Here is an 18,031-nt window from a genome sequence, read left to right as displayed (position 1 = left end):
CTGTGTCGAAGTGGTTTGTCTGTGAGCGTGCTCAGTTGTCTGTGATCGTACTCAGACGAATGCCTGGGAGGCCAGACCGGCGACGACGCCGCCGACCAGCGGTCCGGCGATCGGCACCCACGAGTACGCCCAGTCGGAGCCGCCTTTGTTCGGGATCGGCAGCAGTGCGTGGACAATGCGCGGACCGAGGTCACGCGCCGGGTTGATGGCGTAGCCGGTGGGCCCGCCCAGCGAAGCTCCGATGACGACGACGAGGAGGCCGACGGCCAAGGGTCCAAGCTCGTGTGGGGTCTTGCCGAAGAGGAGGATGACGAACACGAGGACGAATGTCGCGATCACCTCGGTGACGAAGTTCCAGCCGTAGGAGCGGAGCTCCGGACCGGTGGAGAAGGTGCCGAGGATGTTGCCAGCGTCCTTCTCCTCGTCGTAGTGCTTCTTGTACACGGCCCACGCGAGGACCGCGCCGAGCATCGCTCCGATCATCTCGGCCGCGAGATAGGCGATGGTGTTGCCGAAAGTCACGGCGATGCCGGGTGCATATTCGTCGGCTCCGCTGGCGAGGATGCCGAAGGTCACGGCGGGGTTGAGGTGTGCGCCGGTCTTATAGGCGACGAAGACACCGGCGAAGACCGCGAGGCCCCAGCCGAAGGAGATCAGCAGCCAGCCTCCGCCGTTGCCTTTGGTCTTGCCGAGGACGACATTGGCGACGACGCCGACGCCGAGCAGCATGAGCATCGCCGTACCGGCGATCTCGAAGAGGAAGATGGTGCCCATATCTCACAAACTCCTATTGTTTGTCTTTCCGGAGGGTGTCCCGGTCGATGGTCGACCCGGAGGGTGCTCCGGGGTCGGTCGATATTCGATTGTCGGTATTCGGTTGTGGTCCCGCACTTCTCTGTGAACGGTTCAGTGGAGGGTCGCACCGACCAGGGCCGCCGCCGAGGCGTCATCGTCGGTGGATTCGGCCGCGACCTGGGCGTCGACGTGGGCGTTGAACGCCTCGACCTCGGCCGTCTGCCGGTCGTCGTCCCACCCGAGGACGGGTGCGACGATGGCCGCGACCGCCTCGGCGGCGTTCTTCCCCCGGTCGCGAGTCTCGTAGTTCAGCCGCATCCGCCGCTCGAGGATGTCGCCGAGGTGGACGGCCCCCTCCGCGGCGGCCGCGTAATGGGCTTCGACGCGCAGGTAGCGTTCGGCGCCTTCCAGCGGCTGACCGAGTTCGGGATCCTCATCGACGAGGTCGAGCAGATCCTCGATGAGGGTGCCATAGCGGCGGATGAGTCGTTTGACGCGGTCCTCGTCCCATCCGTACTTCTCCGCGATTCCGGATTGGCCGCGCCTCAGTGCACCGACGCCCTGGGCACCGAGCAGCGGCACGGATTCGGTGAGTGACCTGCGGTCCTTCGCATCGTCGCCGAGGACGAAATCGACGGCGTCTTCGGCCATCACTCGGTAGGTGGTGAACTTGCCGCCGGCGATCGCGGCGAGGGCCGGCTCGACCTCCATCACGGTGTGTTCGCGGGAGACCTTCGTCGAGGCCTGTCCTTCCTTGACGACCGGCTGGAGCAGCGGACGCAGTCCCGAGTAGACGCCGATGACATCCTCGCGGGTGAGTTTGTCGGCGAGGATGGCGTTGGCATGTTCGAGCAGGTAGTCGATGTCCTGCGAGGTCGCCACCGGTGCGTCGACGTCTTCGTTCCACGGGGTGTCGGTGGTGCCGATGACCCAGTAGCCTTCCCACGGGATGACGAAGAGGACGGACTTCTCCGTCTTCGAGATGATTCCGGTGTTCGGGTCGGCCTTGATCTTGTCTTCGGCCACGGTGATGTGCACGCCCTTCGAGGCGAGCACCTTGAGCCCGGCATCGGCCTTCGCCAGATCCTGCTGCTCTTCGGTCCAGACTCCCCCGGCGAGGATGGTGCGGCGAGCGTGGATGTCGAACTCCTCACCGGTGATCTCGTCCCGGGCGTGGACGCCGGTGACCTGATCGCCGTCGTGGAGGTAGCCGATGACGGAGACGTGGTTGGCGGCAGCGGCTCCGTAGCTCACGGCCGAGCGGACCAGGTTCATGACGAAGCGGGCGTCGTCGACCTTCGCGTCATAGTATTCGAGGGCTCCGACGGCGGCGTCGTCGGCCAAGCCCGGGAAGTGGGCGCTCAGTGCCTTCTTCCCGAGGTGGCGGTGCATCGGCACAGCCCGTTTGCGGCCCGGCCGGGTGGCCATCGTGTCGTAGAGGAGCACGCCGGAGCCGATGAAGGCCCGGTCGATGAGGCGGTGCTCGAAGGGGAATACGAAGGCGACGGGTTCGACGAGGTGCGGCGCGGTGTGCTGGAGCAGCAGGTCGCGTTCCTTGAGCGCCTCCGCGACGAGCTTGAAGTCGAGCATCTCGAGGTACCGCAGTCCGCCGTGCATGAGCTTCGAGGACCGGGACGAGGTACCCGAGGCCCAGTCCTTGGCATCGACGACGCCGACCTTGAGTCCGCGGGTGGCTGCGTCGAAGGCCGATCCTGCTCCGGTCACTCCCCCGCCGACGACGAAGACGTCGAGCGGGTCGGCCGCGCTCGTCTTCTTCAGAGTCTCCAGCGCCTGGTCGCGGAAGTTCGGGGACAGCTCACCATTTCGCATCAGCAGATTCGTGCTTTCCGTCAGAAGATTCGGGCTTTCACCGATGTCGGCACGGGCAGATCAGTGCGGGTGCCGCCTCGGCGACTAATCAAAAACTAGCAGGCGAACCTGAATTCCGGTAGCAATCCGACAGATGCGAAGGCGGCTCAACCGTGTCCGGAAACGCCGGCGTGCGACCCGCCGAAGGCTCAGTCGAGGGCGGCGACGGGCTCGACGCGCATCGCCGATGACTGTTCGGCCGAGTCGAGGAGGTCGAGTTTGCGCATGATGATGCCTTCACGCAGCGCCCATGGGGAGATGTTCATGACGCCGATGTCGAAGATCGTGAAGGCCGCCTCGGCGACGATCGCTCCGGCCAGCACCTGTCCGGCTCGGGCTTCGGAGACGCCGGGCAGGGTGGCACGTTCCTCGGGGGTGCGGGAGGCGAGGGTGTCGATGATGCCTTCGAGGTCGCGGCGGAAGAGCTTCCGCGGAGCATAGATTCCGTCTCCGCTCGGGGCTGCGCCGGCGATGCGGGCCAGCGAGCGGAAGGTCTTCGACGACCCGACGACCTGGTCGGGCACTCCGACCCTGTTGATGTCGCCGGCGATGCGTCCGATCTGCGCCCGGGCATGTTTGCGCAGGCGGTGGATGTCCTCTTCAGTGGGCATCGGGTCCGGGAGGAACTCGGAATAGGTGCGTCCGGCGCCGAGCGGAACCGACACGGCCGCCTGCGGGTATTCGTCCTGACCCGCCGCGATCTCGAGCGAGCCACCGCCGATGTCGAGCAGCAGGATCTTCCCGGCCGACCACCCGAACCAGCGGCGGGCGGCAAGGAAGGTCACGCGGGCCTCGTCCCGACCCGACATCACGTTGAGGGTGACCCCGAGCTGAGCGTTGATCGATTCGATGAGTCCGATCCCGTTCGGAGCTTCCCTGACCGCCGAGGTGGCGAAGGCGAGGATCTGCTCCGCGCCTTGGTCTTCGGCGATCTCGACGGCATCGGCGATGAAGGAGCGCAGCCGTTCCTGCCCTTCGGAGTCGATCGTTCCGTCGTCGCTGAGGAATTCGGCGAGTCTGAGCACCTCCTTGTGCGAGGTGGCAGGCAGAGGCGGTGCTCCGACGTGGGCGTCGACGACCAGGAGGTGGACGCTGTTGGAGCCGATATCGAGGACTGCTAGGCGCATTCGCTCAGTTTATCCTCTCCGCGGGACTCCGTGAGAACGAACCTGGGGACCGTTCTGCCATGCGGATTTGGCGAAGCCGAATTCCGGCGGCTCCTTGGCGAAGAAGGCTTCCTGACCGCGGATGATCTCGTCCCGGTAGGCATCATCGAGCCACCGAGGCGGCTCCGTGTCCTCCGTCAGTTCACCGTCGAGGATCGCCTTGGCTCCGACCTGGCTGAGCCGGGACAGTCCCACGATCCGCTCCCCCAGGGCCTGTGCCGTCTCGAGCGGGGTGTCGGAGACTTCGTGGAAGAACCCGAGGTCGGCCATCTTCTCGAACTTCACGATCGAGGCCGTGATGAGCAGGTACCGTGCCCAGGCGTCGCCGAGGATCTCAGCCAGCCGCTTCGTGGGTCCGGCCGGGTACACGAGTCCGAGTTTGGCTGCGGTGACGCCGAAGATCGATCCGGGGGCGGCGATGCGGATGTCGCAGGCCGCGGCGATCTCCGTCCCTCCGCCCACGCAGTTGCCGGTGATGGCGGCGATCGTCGGTGTCCGCGAGTTCGCCAGAGCCGCCTCGGCGGTGGAATTGAGTTCCCAGAAATCCGCGAGTGCGACGTTGAGGTCGGCGATGTCCGAACCGGCGGAGAAGTGCCCGCCGGCCCCGGTGATCACCAGCGCGCCGATCGAATCGTCGGCATCGACGTTCGCGATGATCTGCGGCAGCGCCCGCCACATGGGCCGGGAGATCGCATTGCGTTTTTCGGTCCGATCAATGACGAGGGTTCCGACCCCACCGGAGACGGTGAAGTCGAAACCCTCGAGATCGACCGGACGGTAGGAGCCGTCTGGTCTCATATGTGTGTTCTGCCTTTCGAGAGGTCAGCCCCGGTTGTCGGGAACCTCGCGCTGGTCCTCACCGTCGTAGGCGCTCAGGGGACGGATGAGGGCGTTGTTCGCCTGCTGCTCGAAGATATGAGCGGTCCAGCCGGTGATGCGTGCCATCACGAAGATCGGGGTGAACTGCTCGGTGTCGAAGCCCATGAGGTGGTAGGCCGGGCCCGAGGGGTAGTCGAGGTTCGGGTAGATGCCCTTGCGCCCGACGAAGTCCTCTTCGAAGGTGTTGTACAGATCCAGCAGGTCGTTCGCACCTTTGACGGCGACCATGTCTTCGAAGGCCTTGCGCATGGTGGGAACGCGCGAGTCGCCGTTCTTGTACACACGGTGGCCGAAGCCCATGATCTTCGCCTTCTTGGCCAGTGCCTCGTCGATCCAGGCCGAAGCCTTGTCTGCGGTGCCGACCTCTTCGAGCATCGCCATGACGGCTTCGTTCGCTCCGCCGTGCAGGGGTCCCTTGAGTGCGCCGACGGCACCGGCGACTGCCGAGTACAGGTCCGATGTGGTCGAGGTGATGACGCGACCGGTGAAGGTCGAGGCGTTGAACGAGTGCTCGGCGTAGAGGATCATCGAGACGTCGAAGCAGCGCACGACCTCCTCGGCGGGAACTTCGTCGAAGACCATCTTGAAGAAGTTCGCGGCGTAGCCGAGGTCTTTCGTCGGGGCGACGGGGTCGAGGCCGTGACGGCGACGGTGGTCGATGGCCACGATCGTCGGCAGTTGGGCGTAGAGACGCTCGGCCTTCGCGAGGTTCGCCTCGGCTCCCTCGGTGTCGGCTTCGGGGTCGACGGCGCCCAGGTAGGCCACGGCCGTCTGCACGACGTGCATCGGGTGGCAGTCCTTGGGCAGGCCGAGGATGAGGTCGACGAGCTTGTCATCGATCTCACGCTGGGAGCGTTCGCGTTCCTGGAATTCTGCCAGCTGCGCCTCGGTGGGCAGTTCGCCGTTCCAGATGAGGTAGGCGACGTCCTCGAAGCTGCGCTTGGCGGCGAGCTCCTGCACGGGGTAGCCGCGGTAGGTCAGCGAGTTGGTCTCCTGGACCACTTTGGACACTGCGGTGGTGTCGACCACGACACCGGCGAGGCCCTTCTTGATTTCTTCGGTCACTGGTGACCCTCCTGTGAGAAGTTGAAGACTGCGGCATCGAACTCGTTGTACGCCGCGTAGTCGATCGTGTCATACAGGTCCGCACGGGTCTGCATGCCCTCGAGCAGGTCCACCTGAGTGCCCTTGTCCCGAATGGTCTGCAGGCCCGATTTGATCGCACCCATGGCGATGCGCAGAGTCGTGACCGGGTAGATCACAAGTTTGACTCCGACATTCGCCAACTGTTCGGTGGTGAACAGTTCGCTCTTTCCGAATTCCGTCATGTTCGCCAGGATCGGCACTTCGACGGCCGAGGCGAATCTCTCGAATTCGCCCAAGTCTCGCATCGCTTCGGGGAAGATCATGTCCGCTCCCGCATCGGCGTAGGCCTTCGCCCGGTCGATGGCGGCGTCGAGACCTTCCCCGGCGCGGGAGTCGGTGCGGGCGCAGATGACGAAGTTCTCGTCCCGGCGGCCCTTGACGGCGGCCTTGATGCGCTTGGACATCTCGGCCGCGGTCACGACTTCCTTGCCGTCGAGGTGGCCGCAGCGCTTCGGATTGACCTGGTCCTCCAGGTGCATGCCCGAGATTCCGGCGTCCTCGAACTCCTGGACGGTGCGGGCCACGTTCATGGCTTCGCCCCATCCGGTGTCGGCGTCGATGAAGGTCGGCAGGTTCGTCACTCGGGCGATATTGCGTCCGTGGTCGGCCACCTCGGTGAGAGTGGTCAGCCCGATATCGGGCAGACCCATGGCCGCGGAGAACGCGCCACCGGAGATGTAGACGCCTTCGAAGCCGGTCTGCTCGATGATCTGAGCGTTGATCGGGTTGATGGCGCCGGGGAACTGAACGATCTCGTCGCCTGCGAGCAGCTCGCGGAACTTGGCGCGGCGCTCGGCGGGGGTTGCCTGTGCGCCGAGCATCAGAAGATGCCCTTCGATCCGCTGTGCTCGAGTCCGTCGACCGTGAAGCTCAGTTCCGCAACGCCCTTGGCGTCGAGGCTCTCGAGGTTCTCGGCGAGATCGAGGAACCGGGTCTGCTCCGAATCGGAGACGATGCCCTCGGCCAGGGTCTTGAACTTCTCGATGTAGTTCGCACGGGCGAAGGGACGAGCACCGAAGGGGTGGGCGTCGGCGACGGCGATCTCGTCGGTCAGCGTCGAGCCGTCCTCGAATTCGATCTCCACGCGTCCGCCGAAGGCCTTCTCGTTCGGGTCGATCGAGTGGTAGCGGCGGGTCCACTCGGGATCCTCGGTGGTCTCGATCTTGTGCCACAGCTCGACGGTGTCGGGACGGCCGGCGCGTTCGGGAGCGTATGAGTGCTCGTGGTGCCAGCCCTGGTCCTGCATGGCCACGGCGAAGATGTACATGATCGAGTGATCGAGGGTCTCACGGCTGGCCTTCGGATCCATCTTCTGCGGATCGTTCGCACCGGTGCCGATGACGTTGTGGGTGTGGTGCGAGGTGTGGATGACGATGCGCTTGATCTTCGTCAGGTCCTCGATCTGCCCGCCGAGCTTGCGGGCGAGGTCGATGAGCGCCTGAGCCTGGTACTCGGCCGAGTGCTCCTTGGTGTAGGTGTCGAGGATCGCACGCTTCGATTCGCCCTTGCCCGGCAGCGGGATGGTGTAGCGGGCTTCGGGGCCGGAGAGGATCCAGGCGATGAAGCCGTCCTCGCCTTCGTAGATCGGGTTCGGGGCTCCCTCGCCGCGCATCGCACGGTCGACGGATTCGACGGCCATCTTGCCGGCGAACGCCGGAGCGTGGGCCTTCCAGGACGAGATCTCGCCCTTACGCGACTGACGGGTCGCGGTGGTCACATGCAGGGCCTGCTGGACGGCCTGGAAGGTGATCTCGGTGGGCAGGTGGAGCAGGGCGCCGATGCCGGCTGCGGCCGAGGGGCCCAGGTGGGCGACGTGGTCGATCTTGTGCTCGTGCAGGCACATTCCCTTGACGAGGTCGACCTGGATCTCGTAGCCGGTGGCGATGCCGTTGATGAGGTCCTTGCCGCCGATGCCCTTGTGCTGGGCGACTGCGAGCACTGCCGGGATGTTGTCACCGGGGTGTGAGTACTCTGCGGCGAGGAAGGTGTCGTGGAAATCGAGTTCGCGCACGGCCACACCGTTGGCCCAAGCGGCCCATTCCGGTGAGAAGCGGTCGGTCACCGGCAGGCCGAAGATGTTGGCACCGGGATTGAACGGGTGAGCCTGAGCCTGCTCGCGAGCGTGGGTGGGAGCGGAGCGGCGCACGGATGCGGCAGCGACGGAAGCGTTGTCGATGACGCGGTTGATGACCATTTCGGTGACTTCGGAATCGACCGGCGTCGGGTCGGATGCGACCTCGGCGATCTTCCATGCGAGCTGATCTTCGCGAGCCAGGTTCTCTGAGCTCTTGTAGGTGCGGACTTCATGATTGATCATGGATACCCCTTCATAGTCCTTGACCGGAAATGGTCACATAGTGCTGACACAACTGTAGGCCACGTCACTCGACAGGTCCCTGCCGGTCGGAAATTTATCTCGACATCAAGATATTTTACCCGAAGCGTGTCCCAGTTCACCAACGGGGTCCCCATGCTCTTCTGCCGCGAGGGATGGTTGTGGGAATATTGGGTCATGACTCGGACTGCCCTGGACTTCGACGAGAACTGGTTCGACGACGCGGAATACGCGCGCCTGCGCAGACGCATGCCGATCCCCTATGTCAACGCCATCCCGGTGCGGGTGGGCGAGACCGGCAATGTCGAACGCATCGGCCTGCTGCTGCGCAGCCTCGAGGACGGCACCCTCGGACGCGAGGTCGTAGGCGGGCGGATCCGCTTCCACGAGACGATCCGAACCGCATTGGTGCGTCATGCCGAGAACGACCTCGGCCCGATGGCGCTGCCGGTCATTCCGCCTGCGATCAGCCCGTTCCACATCGCCGAGTACTTCCCCACCGAGGGTTCGGCCCTCCTCCACGATCCGCGCCAGCATGCGATCGCCATGTGCTTCATCATGGAGGTCCGCGGCGAATGCACCCCGCGGGCCGATGCCCTCAGCCTCGATTGGCTGACCCCCGAGGAGACCATGCGTCCCGATATCGTCGGCGAGCTCTGCTACGGCCAGGACCATATCCTGCGCATCGCACTGGCCCATCTGGGCTTCCGCGTCTGAGCCGGATACACGCCCAGGTGAGACGGACCTTCTCGCCCCACGTTTTTTCTACAAGTTGTAGAACCGTCTTGGTAGACTGAAAGCGACGCGGACGATACCGCCAGTCGGGGCCGTCGTCGGCGTCTGGGTTGGACAGGCCCCGATCGAGAGGTGCGAGATGTCTGCTCAAACCAGTTCGTCCGAATCCGGCCTCAACCTCGAACTCGGCGTCCTCGTCGGCTTCGACGGCTCGGAACTCGCCGCCCAAGCCGTCCGCTACGGCGCAGTCGAGGCCGAACGCCGCAGAACCGTTCTCACCGTCGTCACCGCCTATGAGCTGCCGACGATGATCTATCCGAATATGGCCTCCATCCCCAGTGAACCCGAGGATGACAAGGCGAAGAAGGAAGCAGAGAAGACCCTCGCCGAGGCGGTCGAACTTCTGCGCGATTACTCCGGTGAGAAGTCCTTCCGCACCGCGCCCGGCAATTCCGCCGGTGCGCTCGTCACGCTCAGCGCCGATGCCGAGATCGTCATCGTCGGCGCCCGCGGCCGCGGCGGCTTCATGGGTCGAGTCCTCGGATCCGTGTCCACGGCCCTGCCGGCCCACTCCCACTGCCCGACGATCGTCGTTTCCGAACGGTCGACGTCAGCATCCGCGGACACAGGCCCTGTCGTCGTCGCCGTCGACGGATCCGACACCGGACGGGTCGCCATGTTCACGGCAGCCGCCGAGGCCGCCTTACGCGGCACGGAACTCGAACTCGTCGTGGTGCTGCCGGCCGGTGAGGAATGGCTCTACTGGTACCCCGACCTCGAACTCAGCTCCGAGGTCACCGCGCGCCGGCAGAGGCAGCTGACCGAATCACTCGAGAAGGAAGCCGCGACGCTGTCGGAGCAGTTCCCGGACCTGGCGGTGACCACCTCGGTGCCGGTCGGCGATCCGACTGAGACTCTTGTCGAGATCAGCTCCCGCGCACAGCTGACGGTGATGGGCACCCGTGGGCGCGGACGGATCCGCAGCGCACTGCTGGGATCCGTCTCGCGCGGAGTCCTCAACCACGCCGAAGGCCCGGTCATGGTGGTTCCGAGCTGATCGGCAGCGCCGTGCTGATCAGCCAGGAGGTGCTGATCAGTTGAGCCCGGCACCTCGGCGGCGACGGCTCACCACGAGAAGTGTCGCACCGAGTGCCAGCGCTCCCGCGCCGACGGCCAAGGGCAGTGCGAGCCCACCGCCGGTGCGGGGCAGGTCTCCATCCCCACTCGCCGAGGCGGTCCCGGATGAATCCGAATCATCGCCCGTTCCTGCGGCGTTCGCCTCGGTCGCATCTGCCTCGGCTGCATCTGCCTCGGAGCCGGAGTCGGCAGTGCCGGCATCTGCTGTCCCCGAGTCTGTTCCGTTCTCGTCGTCGGTACCGTCAGACCCGACACCACCCGAGGCAGCACCGTCGGAGGCGGCGCTGTCGGAGGCGGCGCCACCCGCACCAGCGTCGGCATCTGCACCCGCACCATCGGCACCTGCGTCTGCGTCGTCGCTGGTTCCCGCACCCTCGGCACCTGCGTCCGCGTCGTCTCCCGTTCCAGCACCGTCGGCGTCATCATTCGCACCTGCACCATCAGCGCCTGCCCCGGAGTCGGTACCTGCATCGGCTTCGGCGCCGGCTTCGACACCGGCATCGGCCTCCGGGTCGTCATCCGGGGCTGGTTCTTCCGCCTCGGCGCGCCTGAGTTCGACATCGTCGATCTGCTCGGCTGCGGCCTGCGCCTCCGCGCGCTCACCATCGGCCGGTGCCCCGCCTGCTGGCACCTCATAGGTCGTCGCCCGCAGCGCCTCGTCGCTGACCCGGACCCGCGTGAAGGCGGGCACGTCGTTGTGGACGCTCTTGCCTTCCCAGTCGAGGCCGGGAACGTAGTCATAGAACTTCGACCCTGATGACGAGGTCAGCGTGAGGTAGAGCGTCTGCCCGTCTTCCTTCTCTTCCTCGGCTCCCGCTTCGGAGCCCTCAACAGGCTTGCCTTCGCCGTCCATGAGGAAGGTGCGGTTATAGATGTGGTCGTGGCCGGAGACGACGAGGTCGATGTCATTGCGGGCCGCGACCGGAGGGATCGCTTTCCGCAGCCGTTTGACGTCGAGGTCGTCCCAGTGCGTGGCCGTCGAATAGATCGAGTGGTGGAACCCGAGCACAGTCCACCGTGCCTGGTCACCATGCTCGGCGACGACTTCCTCGATGAAATCGGCGTGGGCGTCCATATCCGAACTGTTCGAGTTGATGTTGAGGAACAGGACTCCGTCCTCGATGAACCAGTAGTCGCCGCCGGAGGTGATGACGCCGCCACCGCCGTGGTCCTGGCTGACATTGGGTCGGTTGAAGTGCTGCTCGTAGGCTTTCGATGACACATCGTGGTTGCCGATCGTCGTCGCCTGCGGGATCGTCCGGGTCGCTTCCGGTGCCAGGTACTGAGCGTACTGCTCTTGGTTGCCGGCGGAGTTGACCTGGTCTCCCAGCGAGTAGAAGAAGCTCGGGTCGTCAGCAGTGGCCGCCGCCGAGGACAGGGTCCGGTCCCAACCGGCCGCGTCGTCGGGATCCCCGCCTCCGGCGCCGACCTGGGGGTCGCCGAAGACGAGGAATTCGTCGTCTCCTCCAGCAGATCCTGTGGTGAATTGCTCCACCCCGGTGTACCCGTCCTCGTCGCTGCCGACCTGGTAGGCGTATTCGGTGTCGGGTTCCAGGTCGGTCATGCTCGCATGGTTGAAGTGACGCTTGAGGTCGGTGGCAAGACCGGAGTCCGTGGTCTCAGCTGTTGCCGCGTCGGCCGGAAGCTTTCCGCCAACGAGCTCACTCGCCGGCGCCCACCGGACCTCTCCCCCACCGGCACTCTCACTCATCCACGAGAGGTTGCGCGCCGTGGAGTCGGCCCCGACCTGCAACACGGTATCGGTGATAGCCTCGCTCCCAGCATCCGCCACGGCGGGCGAATCCGTCCGGTCAGGGCTCGGAGTCTGAACAGAGTCGGCATTCGCACCCTGGGTCGCGGTCGGCCCTCCGGAGCCGAGAGATGGTTCGGCACGCACGGGCACCGGGGCCGCCACCAGAGCGGCGAGCAGGGTGGCGGCGGACAGGGCACTGAGCGGTCTCTTAAGTCGATGCGTATTCACCCGCCCATTCCTACTGACCAGTAATGTCCGATTGTTCGAGGCCCATCGACGGGAATGGGAACGGGAAGTGAATCCTCGATGACCGCCCCCGGCCTCCGCGTCGCCACGGATCCCGGTCGCTGCCCCGCTCCCCTGTTGTACAGTGGTGGCTACGACAGGGGAGCGCCGTCAGGGGCGCTGAGAGTGCAGAAGAAGCTGCAGACCCTCGAACCTGATGCGGTTAGCACCGTCGAAGGAAGTCGAGACTCTTCACCCCTCCTTGAAATGAGGAGGCACAATGCCGAAAACCACCACGCCGAACACCACACCCACCCCTTCACGCGCCTTCACCGCGGCGCCGAAATCCAAACAGTGGCGGGTGGTCGACTATGTCACCACCGCCGTTCTCGGCATCGCCGTGGGACTCGTGTTCTGGGTGTTGGCGCTGAGTTGGAAGGTCCTCGAACTCGCCTTCCAGGCATTCCCGCCGTCGATCGGTCTCATCGCAGGGCTCTGGGTGCTGGCCGGTCCGCTCGCCGGTGCGATCATCCGCAAACCCGGTGCCGCGCTCCTGTGCGAACTCATCGCCGCCATCGTCGAAGCCGTCCTCGGCTCCCACTTCGGAGCAACCGTTCTGCTCTCGGGTCTGCTGCAGGGCCTCGGTGCCGAACTCGTCTTCGCCGCCTTCGGCTACAAGCGCTTCACCCTGTGGGTCACCGCCGCATCGGGCATGCTGGCGGCTGCGTTCATGGCCGTGAGCGAGAACATCATGTACAACGCAGAATGGCAGTTCGGCTTCCAGGCGATCTACGCCGTCTGCGCGATCGTCTCCGGCCTCGTCATCTCCGGGATCGGCGCCTGGTTCGCCTATCGGGCGATCGCGGCCACGGGTGCTCTGAGCTCCTTCGCCTCCGGCCGTCTGCGCTGATGGCGCTGCCGATCACGGCCGCCGGCTTCTCATGGTCGCACACCGACCGTGACCAGCCGGCTGTCGGTCCGCTCGACCTGCAGATCGCGGCCGGAGAGAAAGTGCTGCTGCTCGGCGCCTCCGGGGCCGGCAAATCGACGTTCCTCCACGCCGTCGCCGGTGTCCTGCCCGAGGAATCGGGTGAGGCCACCGGTGAACTCCTCGTCGGCGGTGAGAAACCGGATCCCCGCCGAGGCAGCACCGGGCTGGTCCTCCAAGATCCCGATTCTCAGGTGATCTTCTCCCGCATCGGTGATGATGTGGCGTTCGGGATGGAGAACCTCGGACTCCCGTCCGAGACAATCGACGCTCAGGTCCCCGAGTCCCTGCAGGCGCTGGGACTCGATCTGCCGCCGGAGCATCCGAGTGCCGCTCTGTCCGGTGGGCAGAAGCAGCGGCTGGCTCTGGCCGGGATCCATGCGATGGCCCCGGAGGTCATCGTCCTCGACGAACCGACGGCCAATATCGATCCCGCCTCGGCCGCCGAGGTCCGCGATGCCGTGCTCACCGTGCAGGCCGAGACACAGGCGACCATGCTCGTCGTCGAACACCGGGTCGAGCTGTGGATCGATCACGTCGACCGGGTCATCGTGCTCGGCCGCGACGGCATTGCTGCCCAAGGTCCGCCCGCGCAGATCTTCTCCGATCCGGACCCGACCGACACACTCGTCGACTGCGGAATCTGGATGCCGCGGCACTCCCCCGACCCGCGCCGAGGCGGAACCGCAGAAATCAATAGGACGACGGGCCGCCTCGGCGAGGTTCTGCTGCGCACCCATCGGCTCAGCGTTGCTCGACCGCGCATGGCCGCCCCCACCGCGGCCGGCCTGGAGCTGAGCCTGCGTGCCGGTCAGGCGCTCGGAATCGTCGGTGCGAACGGGGCAGGCAAATCGACCACGGCCCTGACCCTGGCGGGCCTTCTGCCCGAATTCTCCGGACAGGTCCTCGCCGAGGCGCCCCTGCAGGACGGAGCCAAACGGGCCCGGCCTTTCGCCTGGCCGTCGAAGCAGTTGGCGGCGCGCATCGGCATGGTCTTCCAGGAACCGGCGCACCAGTTCCTCACCTCGAGCGTGGCGACCGAACTCGAGCTTGGCCCCCGACTGGCCGGATGGTCTGCCGCCGAGTCGCAGGCACGGGTGGATGAGCTTCTTGAGGGACTCGGTCTCACCGGGTTGGCGCAGGCTCATCCGCAGAGTCTCTCAGGTGGGGAGAAGCGTCGCCTGTCGGTGGCGGCGATGCTGGCTCCCCGGCCCCGGGTACTCATCGTCGATGAGCCGACCTTCGGTCAGGATGCGCTGACGTGGGCGCGGTTGGTGGAGATGTTCCTCGATGTCTTGGAACACGGTTCCGCGGTGGTCGCGGTTAGCCACGATCAGGCGTTCCTCGAGGCCATAGGGGCCGATCTCCTCCAGCTCGGCGACCGCAGCAGCGCAGAACAAGCCGACATCAGTGGGTCGGATTCGCATGTCAGGGCGGGTGATCGCGGTGAGTGACAGTCTCGATATGAATTCTCGCCCCGCCTCCGAGGTCGCCGCAGAGGATCCGGGGCAGCTCATCCCCGTGGTGCGTTCCACCGCTTTGGCTCGGTGCAATCCGCTGACGAAGATCGCAGTCGCGCTCATCCTCATGGTCGGGGCGCTGCTGAGCATCGATCTCGTCTCTGCCGGAGTGGTGCTGCTGGCAGCATTGCTGGCTCTGCCGGCGACGGGACTCGATCTGATGGCCGCGGCCAAGCGGCTGTGGTTCCTCCCCGCCGGAGCCCTGCTTGCGGCCTGGGGCACAGCGCTGCTGGCGGAGAAGACCGGGGATGTGGTCGTCGACTTCGGTCCGATTCTGTTCACCACGGGTTCGTTGACGGCCGCCGCGGCGATCTTCGTCCGTGCCCTGGCGTTGGCGATCCCGCTCATCGTTCTCGCGTCGACGATCGATCCGCGCGACCTCGCCGATGCGCTCATTCAGCACCTGCGGCTGCCGGAGGTCGTCGTGGTCTCCGTTCTCGCGGCCTCACGTCTGCTCGGACTGCTGGTCAGTGAGTGGCAGGTACTGGCGATGGCCAGGCGGGCCAGAGGCGTCGCGGGCGGTTCGCTTCTGCGGCGCACGGGCAGCCTCTTCAGCGGAGTGTTCGTCCTGCTCGTGGTCTCGATTCGCCGGGCGACGACCCTGGCGATGGCGATGGAGGGACGGGCATTCGGTCGTCCGGGCCGCACGTGGCGCAGGCGGTCGAAGTTCGCGGTCCGAGATGTCGTGGCGGTGCTGATGAGTCTGGCCGTCTGCACGGTCGCGATCGGTGCAGCTCACGTGCTCGGAGTCTGGAACCCGATCATCGACTGAGGCGGATCGGGTGTATCGGAGCTGCCGTGCTCACGAGAAGTCGGAGCCGTTCCGCCGCCGGTCGATCAGAGCTGCCGGACGGTCAGAGCTCAGAGCTGTTTGAGGAAATCCTTGCCGAAGGCCCGCCATTCCTCGAGGGCTTCGGGGCTGGGAAGCTTTGACGTGGTGAGGACGAAGAGTGTCTTGTCTTCGCTCTTCGTCTCGGCTGCGGCTTCGACCTTGATTCCGCCGTCGAGGTTGGCTCGCCAGAAGGAGCGCTTCGCTGTCTCCGAGGTGCGGGGATCACCGTCGAGGGCCACCTCGTTGAGGGTGTCGCCGACGAGGGACGCGAATTTTTCGATGAGTGCGGAACGATCGCCGGGAATGGTGCGGGAGACGGCGACGTCGAAGGTGCCGTCGGCGCGCTGGCCGGGGACTCGACGTCCGATCTCCTGCTCATAGGCGACGACGGCGCCCTGGACCCACCAGCCGTGGTTGTCGACTCTGCCGTCGAATTGGGGATAGAGAGCGTCGGCGAGTTCCTTGTGACTCGCCGACGCTCCCCCGGCCGCTTCCAAGCGAGCACGGGTGTCGGCCCATGGTTCGCCGAGGGCCTTTTCGATCGATGCGATGTTCTGCGCTTTGGTCGCCATGGGTCCGAGTGTAGACAGTTCTCCGACCTGCCAACACACCTATTTCGCTGTCAGCCCCCCGTCGATGGTGATTTCCGTGCCCGTGATGAATCGGGAATCGTCGGAGAGGAGGAATGCCACGGTTCCCGAGATCTCGTCGACCTCCGCGCGGCGACCGAACGGGGTGTCATCGGAGACGCCGCCTTCAGGCTCGTCTTCATTCATCTTCGTGGATACCCCGCCGGGGCAGATGGCGTTGACCCTGATCCGCCGTTCGGCCAGCTCGAGCGCGGCGACCTTGGTCAACCCGATGATGCCCGCCTTCGTCGAGCAGTACGCCGCGTAGCCCCTGGCGCCAATCGGGCCGAACACAGAAGCAACATTGACCACTGACGACCCGACCTCCAGCAGCGGGGACGCCGCCTTCAGTCCGAGGAAGCTGCCGGTCAGGTTGACGGAGACGATTCTGTTCCACACCTCCAGCGACTCCTCGACGATGTCGGCAACGTGGATGATTCCGGCGTTGTTGACCAGTCCGTGCAGACTGCCATGCTCGTCGCGCACGAATTCCATCACCGACTCCCAGCTGTCGGGATCGGAGACATCGAGGTGACGATAATCGACTCTGTGCCCGAGGTCGGAAAGCTCCTTCGCCGAGGCTGTGCCGTCCTCATCGAGGACATCGCCGATGACGACAGCCCACCCGGCCGCCGCCAGCCGTTTGGCGTGCGAGAGCCCCTGCCCTCTTGCTCCTCCGGTGATCAGTGCGGTCCTCATGCTCGCGCTCCTGTCGCCGTCGTCGACTTCTCGGCGAAGAGGAGGGCATCGACTGCCGTCTCGACTTCAGAGAGCTCCTTCAGCCATGGTGCACGAACGATATCGATGCCGTGCTCCGGTGGGAATCGCTCCGAAAGGAACTCTGCGACGGAGACCGTCCCTGATTCCTGAATTTGCAGCATCTTCGCCACGAGCGCGGCCTGCATGCCGTAGATGGGAATCTGCGGCCCTCGCGGTGCAGTCAGTCCGATGTAGTACAGGTTGTCGAGACCGGCGGGGATGATTCCGGCCGCGTGTTTGACGGGCATCGTCCCGTTCTTCGCAACGAGCCGATCGTCGAGGAACGGAAGGCTCGGATTGAACCCTGTCGCGTAGAGAATCGTGTCATAGTCCCGTTGTGTGCCGTCGTCGAAGGTCACTGTCCGTCCGTCGAACCGTTCGATTGCGGGGCGGACGCTGATCCGCCCGTGATGGATCCAGTAGAGGAGCAGGTCGTTGACCACCGCGTAGCCTTCAGCCAGGGTACTTACGGCTGGCGCCGGCAGTCCGGGATATTCCGTGTTGTCGCCGAGTGAGACCTTTGCGAGCAGGCGTGAGATGAAGTCCTGTTCCTCGGCGGAGAACTGGTTCATCCACTCAAGCATCTGTCGGGGCCTGCCGAAGTAGGTCTTGGGCTGGAAGAAGACGCCTTTGCGGATCACGATGTCGACCTCGAAGCGATGCTGCGCTGCATCCACTGCAAGATCGCAACCGGAGTTGCCTGCTCCGACGACGAGCACCCGGTCACCGTCGATGTCGCCGGTGTTCGCATACTCGGAGGAATGGATCTGCTTGCCGGTGAATGTCCCGGGCACGTTCGGGATCTTCGCATCGCGCAGGTGCCCGTTGGCGACCAGCACCGCGTCGTAGTCGCGTTCGGAAACTGTGCCGTCGCTGCTCCGCGTGCGTACGGTCCATCCCCTTGTGCCGGCCGAGTTCGCTCCGCCAATCGGTTCGACCGCTTCGACTGCGGTGGAGAAGCGGATGTGATCGGTCAGTGCGAACTCTTCAGCGAAGGAGACGATGTAGTCCCTGACCTGGTCTCGGCGTGGAAAGTGCGGATAGTCCGCCGGCATCGGGAAGTCTTCGAAGAACGTCTGATCCCGGGCGGTGATGAGGTGGAGCGCATCATAGTCGGTGTTCCAGTGTCCGGCGACGCGGTCGTCCTTCTCGAAGCAGTCCGCGTCGATCCCGGCCTTGCGCAGCTGGGCGAGCGCGGAGAGTCCGGCGGCTCCGGCACCGATGACGGCGTACTTCGGTGTGGTCATAGCGGTGGTTCCTTCC

16 protein-coding genes and 1 riboswitch are annotated in these 18,031 nt (G+C 65.4%); of the genes, 5 read left to right on the top strand and 11 right to left on the bottom strand.

What is annotated here, in order from left to right; all coding sequences use genetic code 11:
• Positions 1–51: 51 nt before the first annotated feature.
• From KTJ89_RS06255 to KTJ89_RS06225, 7 genes are all read right to left on the bottom strand, one after another.
• Positions 52–774: an MIP/aquaporin family protein gene (locus KTJ89_RS06255; protein WP_139907252.1), complete on the bottom strand. Its 723-nt coding sequence runs from the start codon at positions 772–774 to the stop codon at positions 52–54.
• A 132-nt stretch (positions 775–906) separates the two neighbouring features.
• On the bottom strand, positions 907–2,625 hold the full coding sequence (locus KTJ89_RS06250; RefSeq protein WP_139907251.1) for a glycerol-3-phosphate dehydrogenase/oxidase: 1,719 nt from the start codon (positions 2,623–2,625) through the stop codon (positions 907–909).
• A 188-nt stretch (positions 2,626–2,813) separates the two neighbouring features.
• Positions 2,814–3,791, bottom strand: coding sequence for a Ppx/GppA phosphatase family protein (locus KTJ89_RS06245; RefSeq protein ID WP_139468624.1), 978 nt, complete (start codon positions 3,789–3,791; stop codon positions 2,814–2,816).
• Between the two features lie 9 nt (positions 3,792–3,800).
• Positions 3,801–4,628 carry an enoyl-CoA hydratase/isomerase family protein gene (locus KTJ89_RS06240; RefSeq protein ID WP_259357104.1) on the bottom strand — a complete coding sequence of 276 codons (828 nt, stop codon included), beginning with the start codon at positions 4,626–4,628 and terminating at the stop codon, positions 3,801–3,803.
• Between the two features lie 24 nt (positions 4,629–4,652).
• Complete coding sequence (locus KTJ89_RS06235) at positions 4,653–5,774, bottom strand: bifunctional 2-methylcitrate synthase/citrate synthase (RefSeq protein ID WP_259357103.1); 1,122 nt, start codon at positions 5,772–5,774, stop codon at positions 4,653–4,655.
• Positions 5,771–6,676 carry a methylisocitrate lyase gene (gene prpB / locus KTJ89_RS06230; RefSeq protein ID WP_259357102.1) on the bottom strand — a complete coding sequence of 302 codons (906 nt, stop codon included), beginning with the start codon at positions 6,674–6,676 and terminating at the stop codon, positions 5,771–5,773. Before prpB ends, KTJ89_RS06235 begins: the two co-directional genes overlap by 4 nt.
• The gene (locus KTJ89_RS06225; protein ID WP_139907247.1) at positions 6,676–8,172 is read right to left on the bottom strand and encodes an MmgE/PrpD family protein; all 1,497 of its coding nucleotides are present in this window, start codon (positions 8,170–8,172) and stop codon (positions 6,676–6,678) included. The genes prpB and KTJ89_RS06225 overlap by 1 nt, the downstream gene beginning before the upstream one ends.
• A gap of 195 nt (positions 8,173–8,367) precedes the next feature.
• Between KTJ89_RS06225 and KTJ89_RS06220 the strand changes: the two genes are divergently transcribed.
• On the top strand, positions 8,368–8,907 hold the full coding sequence (locus KTJ89_RS06220) for a DUF4916 domain-containing protein (RefSeq protein WP_139468629.1): 540 nt from the start codon (positions 8,368–8,370) through the stop codon (positions 8,905–8,907).
• Between the two features lie 157 nt (positions 8,908–9,064).
• Positions 9,065–9,982: a universal stress protein gene (locus KTJ89_RS06215; protein WP_259357101.1), complete on the top strand. Its 918-nt coding sequence runs from the start codon at positions 9,065–9,067 to the stop codon at positions 9,980–9,982.
• A 36-nt stretch (positions 9,983–10,018) separates the two neighbouring features.
• Here KTJ89_RS06215 and KTJ89_RS06210 read toward each other — a convergent pair whose 3' ends face one another.
• Entirely contained in the window at positions 10,019–11,818 is a 1,800-nt protein-coding gene (locus tag KTJ89_RS06210) for a purple acid phosphatase family protein (protein WP_259357227.1), read from the bottom strand.
• 371 nt (positions 11,819–12,189) lie between these two features.
• Positions 12,190–12,298, top strand: a riboswitch (TPP riboswitch).
• Between the two features lie 22 nt (positions 12,299–12,320).
• Between KTJ89_RS06210 and KTJ89_RS06205 the strand changes: the two genes are divergently transcribed.
• Genes KTJ89_RS06205 through KTJ89_RS06195 form a run of 3 tightly spaced genes read left to right on the top strand, consistent with a single transcriptional unit; the run spans position 12,321 to position 15,320 of the window.
• Entirely contained in the window at positions 12,321–12,950 is a 630-nt protein-coding gene (locus KTJ89_RS06205; protein ID WP_039206491.1) for an ECF transporter S component, read from the top strand.
• The gene (locus KTJ89_RS06200; protein WP_259357100.1) at positions 12,950–14,482 is read left to right on the top strand and encodes an ABC transporter ATP-binding protein; all 1,533 of its coding nucleotides are present in this window, start codon (positions 12,950–12,952) and stop codon (positions 14,480–14,482) included. The genes KTJ89_RS06205 and KTJ89_RS06200 overlap by 1 nt, the downstream gene beginning before the upstream one ends.
• Positions 14,483–14,492: 10 nt before the next feature.
• A complete protein-coding gene (locus tag KTJ89_RS06195) occupies positions 14,493–15,320 on the top strand; it encodes an energy-coupling factor transporter transmembrane component T family protein (RefSeq protein ID WP_259357099.1) in 828 nt (275 codons plus the stop codon).
• Between the two features lie 89 nt (positions 15,321–15,409).
• On the opposite strand, the gene KTJ89_RS06190 is transcribed toward KTJ89_RS06195, so the two are convergent.
• The 3 genes from KTJ89_RS06190 to KTJ89_RS06180 are packed head-to-tail and all read right to left on the bottom strand — an operon-like array spanning position 15,410 to position 18,015.
• Positions 15,410–15,952, bottom strand: a complete 543-nt coding sequence (locus KTJ89_RS06190) for a hypothetical protein (RefSeq protein ID WP_259357098.1) — start codon at positions 15,950–15,952, stop codon at positions 15,410–15,412.
• A gap of 39 nt (positions 15,953–15,991) precedes the next feature.
• Entirely contained in the window at positions 15,992–16,708 is a 717-nt protein-coding gene (locus KTJ89_RS06185; protein ID WP_259357097.1) for an SDR family NAD(P)-dependent oxidoreductase, read from the bottom strand.
• The gene (locus KTJ89_RS06180; protein WP_259357096.1) at positions 16,705–18,015 is read right to left on the bottom strand and encodes a flavin-containing monooxygenase; all 1,311 of its coding nucleotides are present in this window, start codon (positions 18,013–18,015) and stop codon (positions 16,705–16,707) included. Before KTJ89_RS06180 ends, KTJ89_RS06185 begins: the two co-directional genes overlap by 4 nt.
• Between the last annotated feature and the right edge of the window lie 16 nt (positions 18,016–18,031).

The organism is Brevibacterium sediminis, assembly GCF_024895295.1.
In the GTDB taxonomy this organism is placed as follows: Bacteria; Actinomycetota; Actinomycetes; order Actinomycetales; family Brevibacteriaceae; genus Brevibacterium; species Brevibacterium sediminis.
Note: the sequence above shows the minus strand (reverse complement) of the source record. Positions and strands in the feature narration are given on the sequence as shown.

Excerpts from the sequence above, each read along its gene's own strand:
- KTJ89_RS06195 (WP_259357099.1), top strand. The coding sequence starts at position 14,493 with ATGAATTCTCGCCCCGCCTCCGAGGTCGCCGCAGAGGATCCGGGGCAG.
- KTJ89_RS06245 (WP_139468624.1), bottom strand. The coding sequence starts at position 3,791 with ATGCGCCTAGCAGTCCTCGATATCGGCTCCAACAGCGTCCACCTCCTG.
- KTJ89_RS06255 (WP_139907252.1), bottom strand. The coding sequence starts at position 774 with ATGGGCACCATCTTCCTCTTCGAGATCGCCGGTACGGCGATGCTCATG.
- KTJ89_RS06220 (WP_139468629.1), top strand. The coding sequence starts at position 8,368 with ATGACTCGGACTGCCCTGGACTTCGACGAGAACTGGTTCGACGACGCG.
- KTJ89_RS06200 (WP_259357100.1), top strand. The coding sequence starts at position 12,950 with ATGGCGCTGCCGATCACGGCCGCCGGCTTCTCATGGTCGCACACCGAC.
- KTJ89_RS06190 (WP_259357098.1), bottom strand. The coding sequence starts at position 15,952 with ATGGCGACCAAAGCGCAGAACATCGCATCGATCGAAAAGGCCCTCGGC.
- KTJ89_RS06180 (WP_259357096.1), bottom strand. The coding sequence starts at position 18,015 with ATGACCACACCGAAGTACGCCGTCATCGGTGCCGGAGCCGCCGGACTC.
- prpB (WP_259357102.1), bottom strand. The coding sequence starts at position 6,676 with ATGCTCGGCGCACAGGCAACCCCCGCCGAGCGCCGCGCCAAGTTCCGC.
- KTJ89_RS06185 (WP_259357097.1), bottom strand. The coding sequence starts at position 16,708 with ATGAGGACCGCACTGATCACCGGAGGAGCAAGAGGGCAGGGGCTCTCG.
- KTJ89_RS06225 (WP_139907247.1), bottom strand. The coding sequence starts at position 8,172 with ATGATCAATCATGAAGTCCGCACCTACAAGAGCTCAGAGAACCTGGCT.
- KTJ89_RS06215 (WP_259357101.1), top strand. The coding sequence starts at position 9,065 with ATGTCTGCTCAAACCAGTTCGTCCGAATCCGGCCTCAACCTCGAACTC.
- KTJ89_RS06205 (WP_039206491.1), top strand. The coding sequence starts at position 12,321 with ATGCCGAAAACCACCACGCCGAACACCACACCCACCCCTTCACGCGCC.
- KTJ89_RS06240 (WP_259357104.1), bottom strand. The coding sequence starts at position 4,628 with ATGAGACCAGACGGCTCCTACCGTCCGGTCGATCTCGAGGGTTTCGAC.
- KTJ89_RS06250 (WP_139907251.1), bottom strand. The coding sequence starts at position 2,625 with ATGCGAAATGGTGAGCTGTCCCCGAACTTCCGCGACCAGGCGCTGGAG.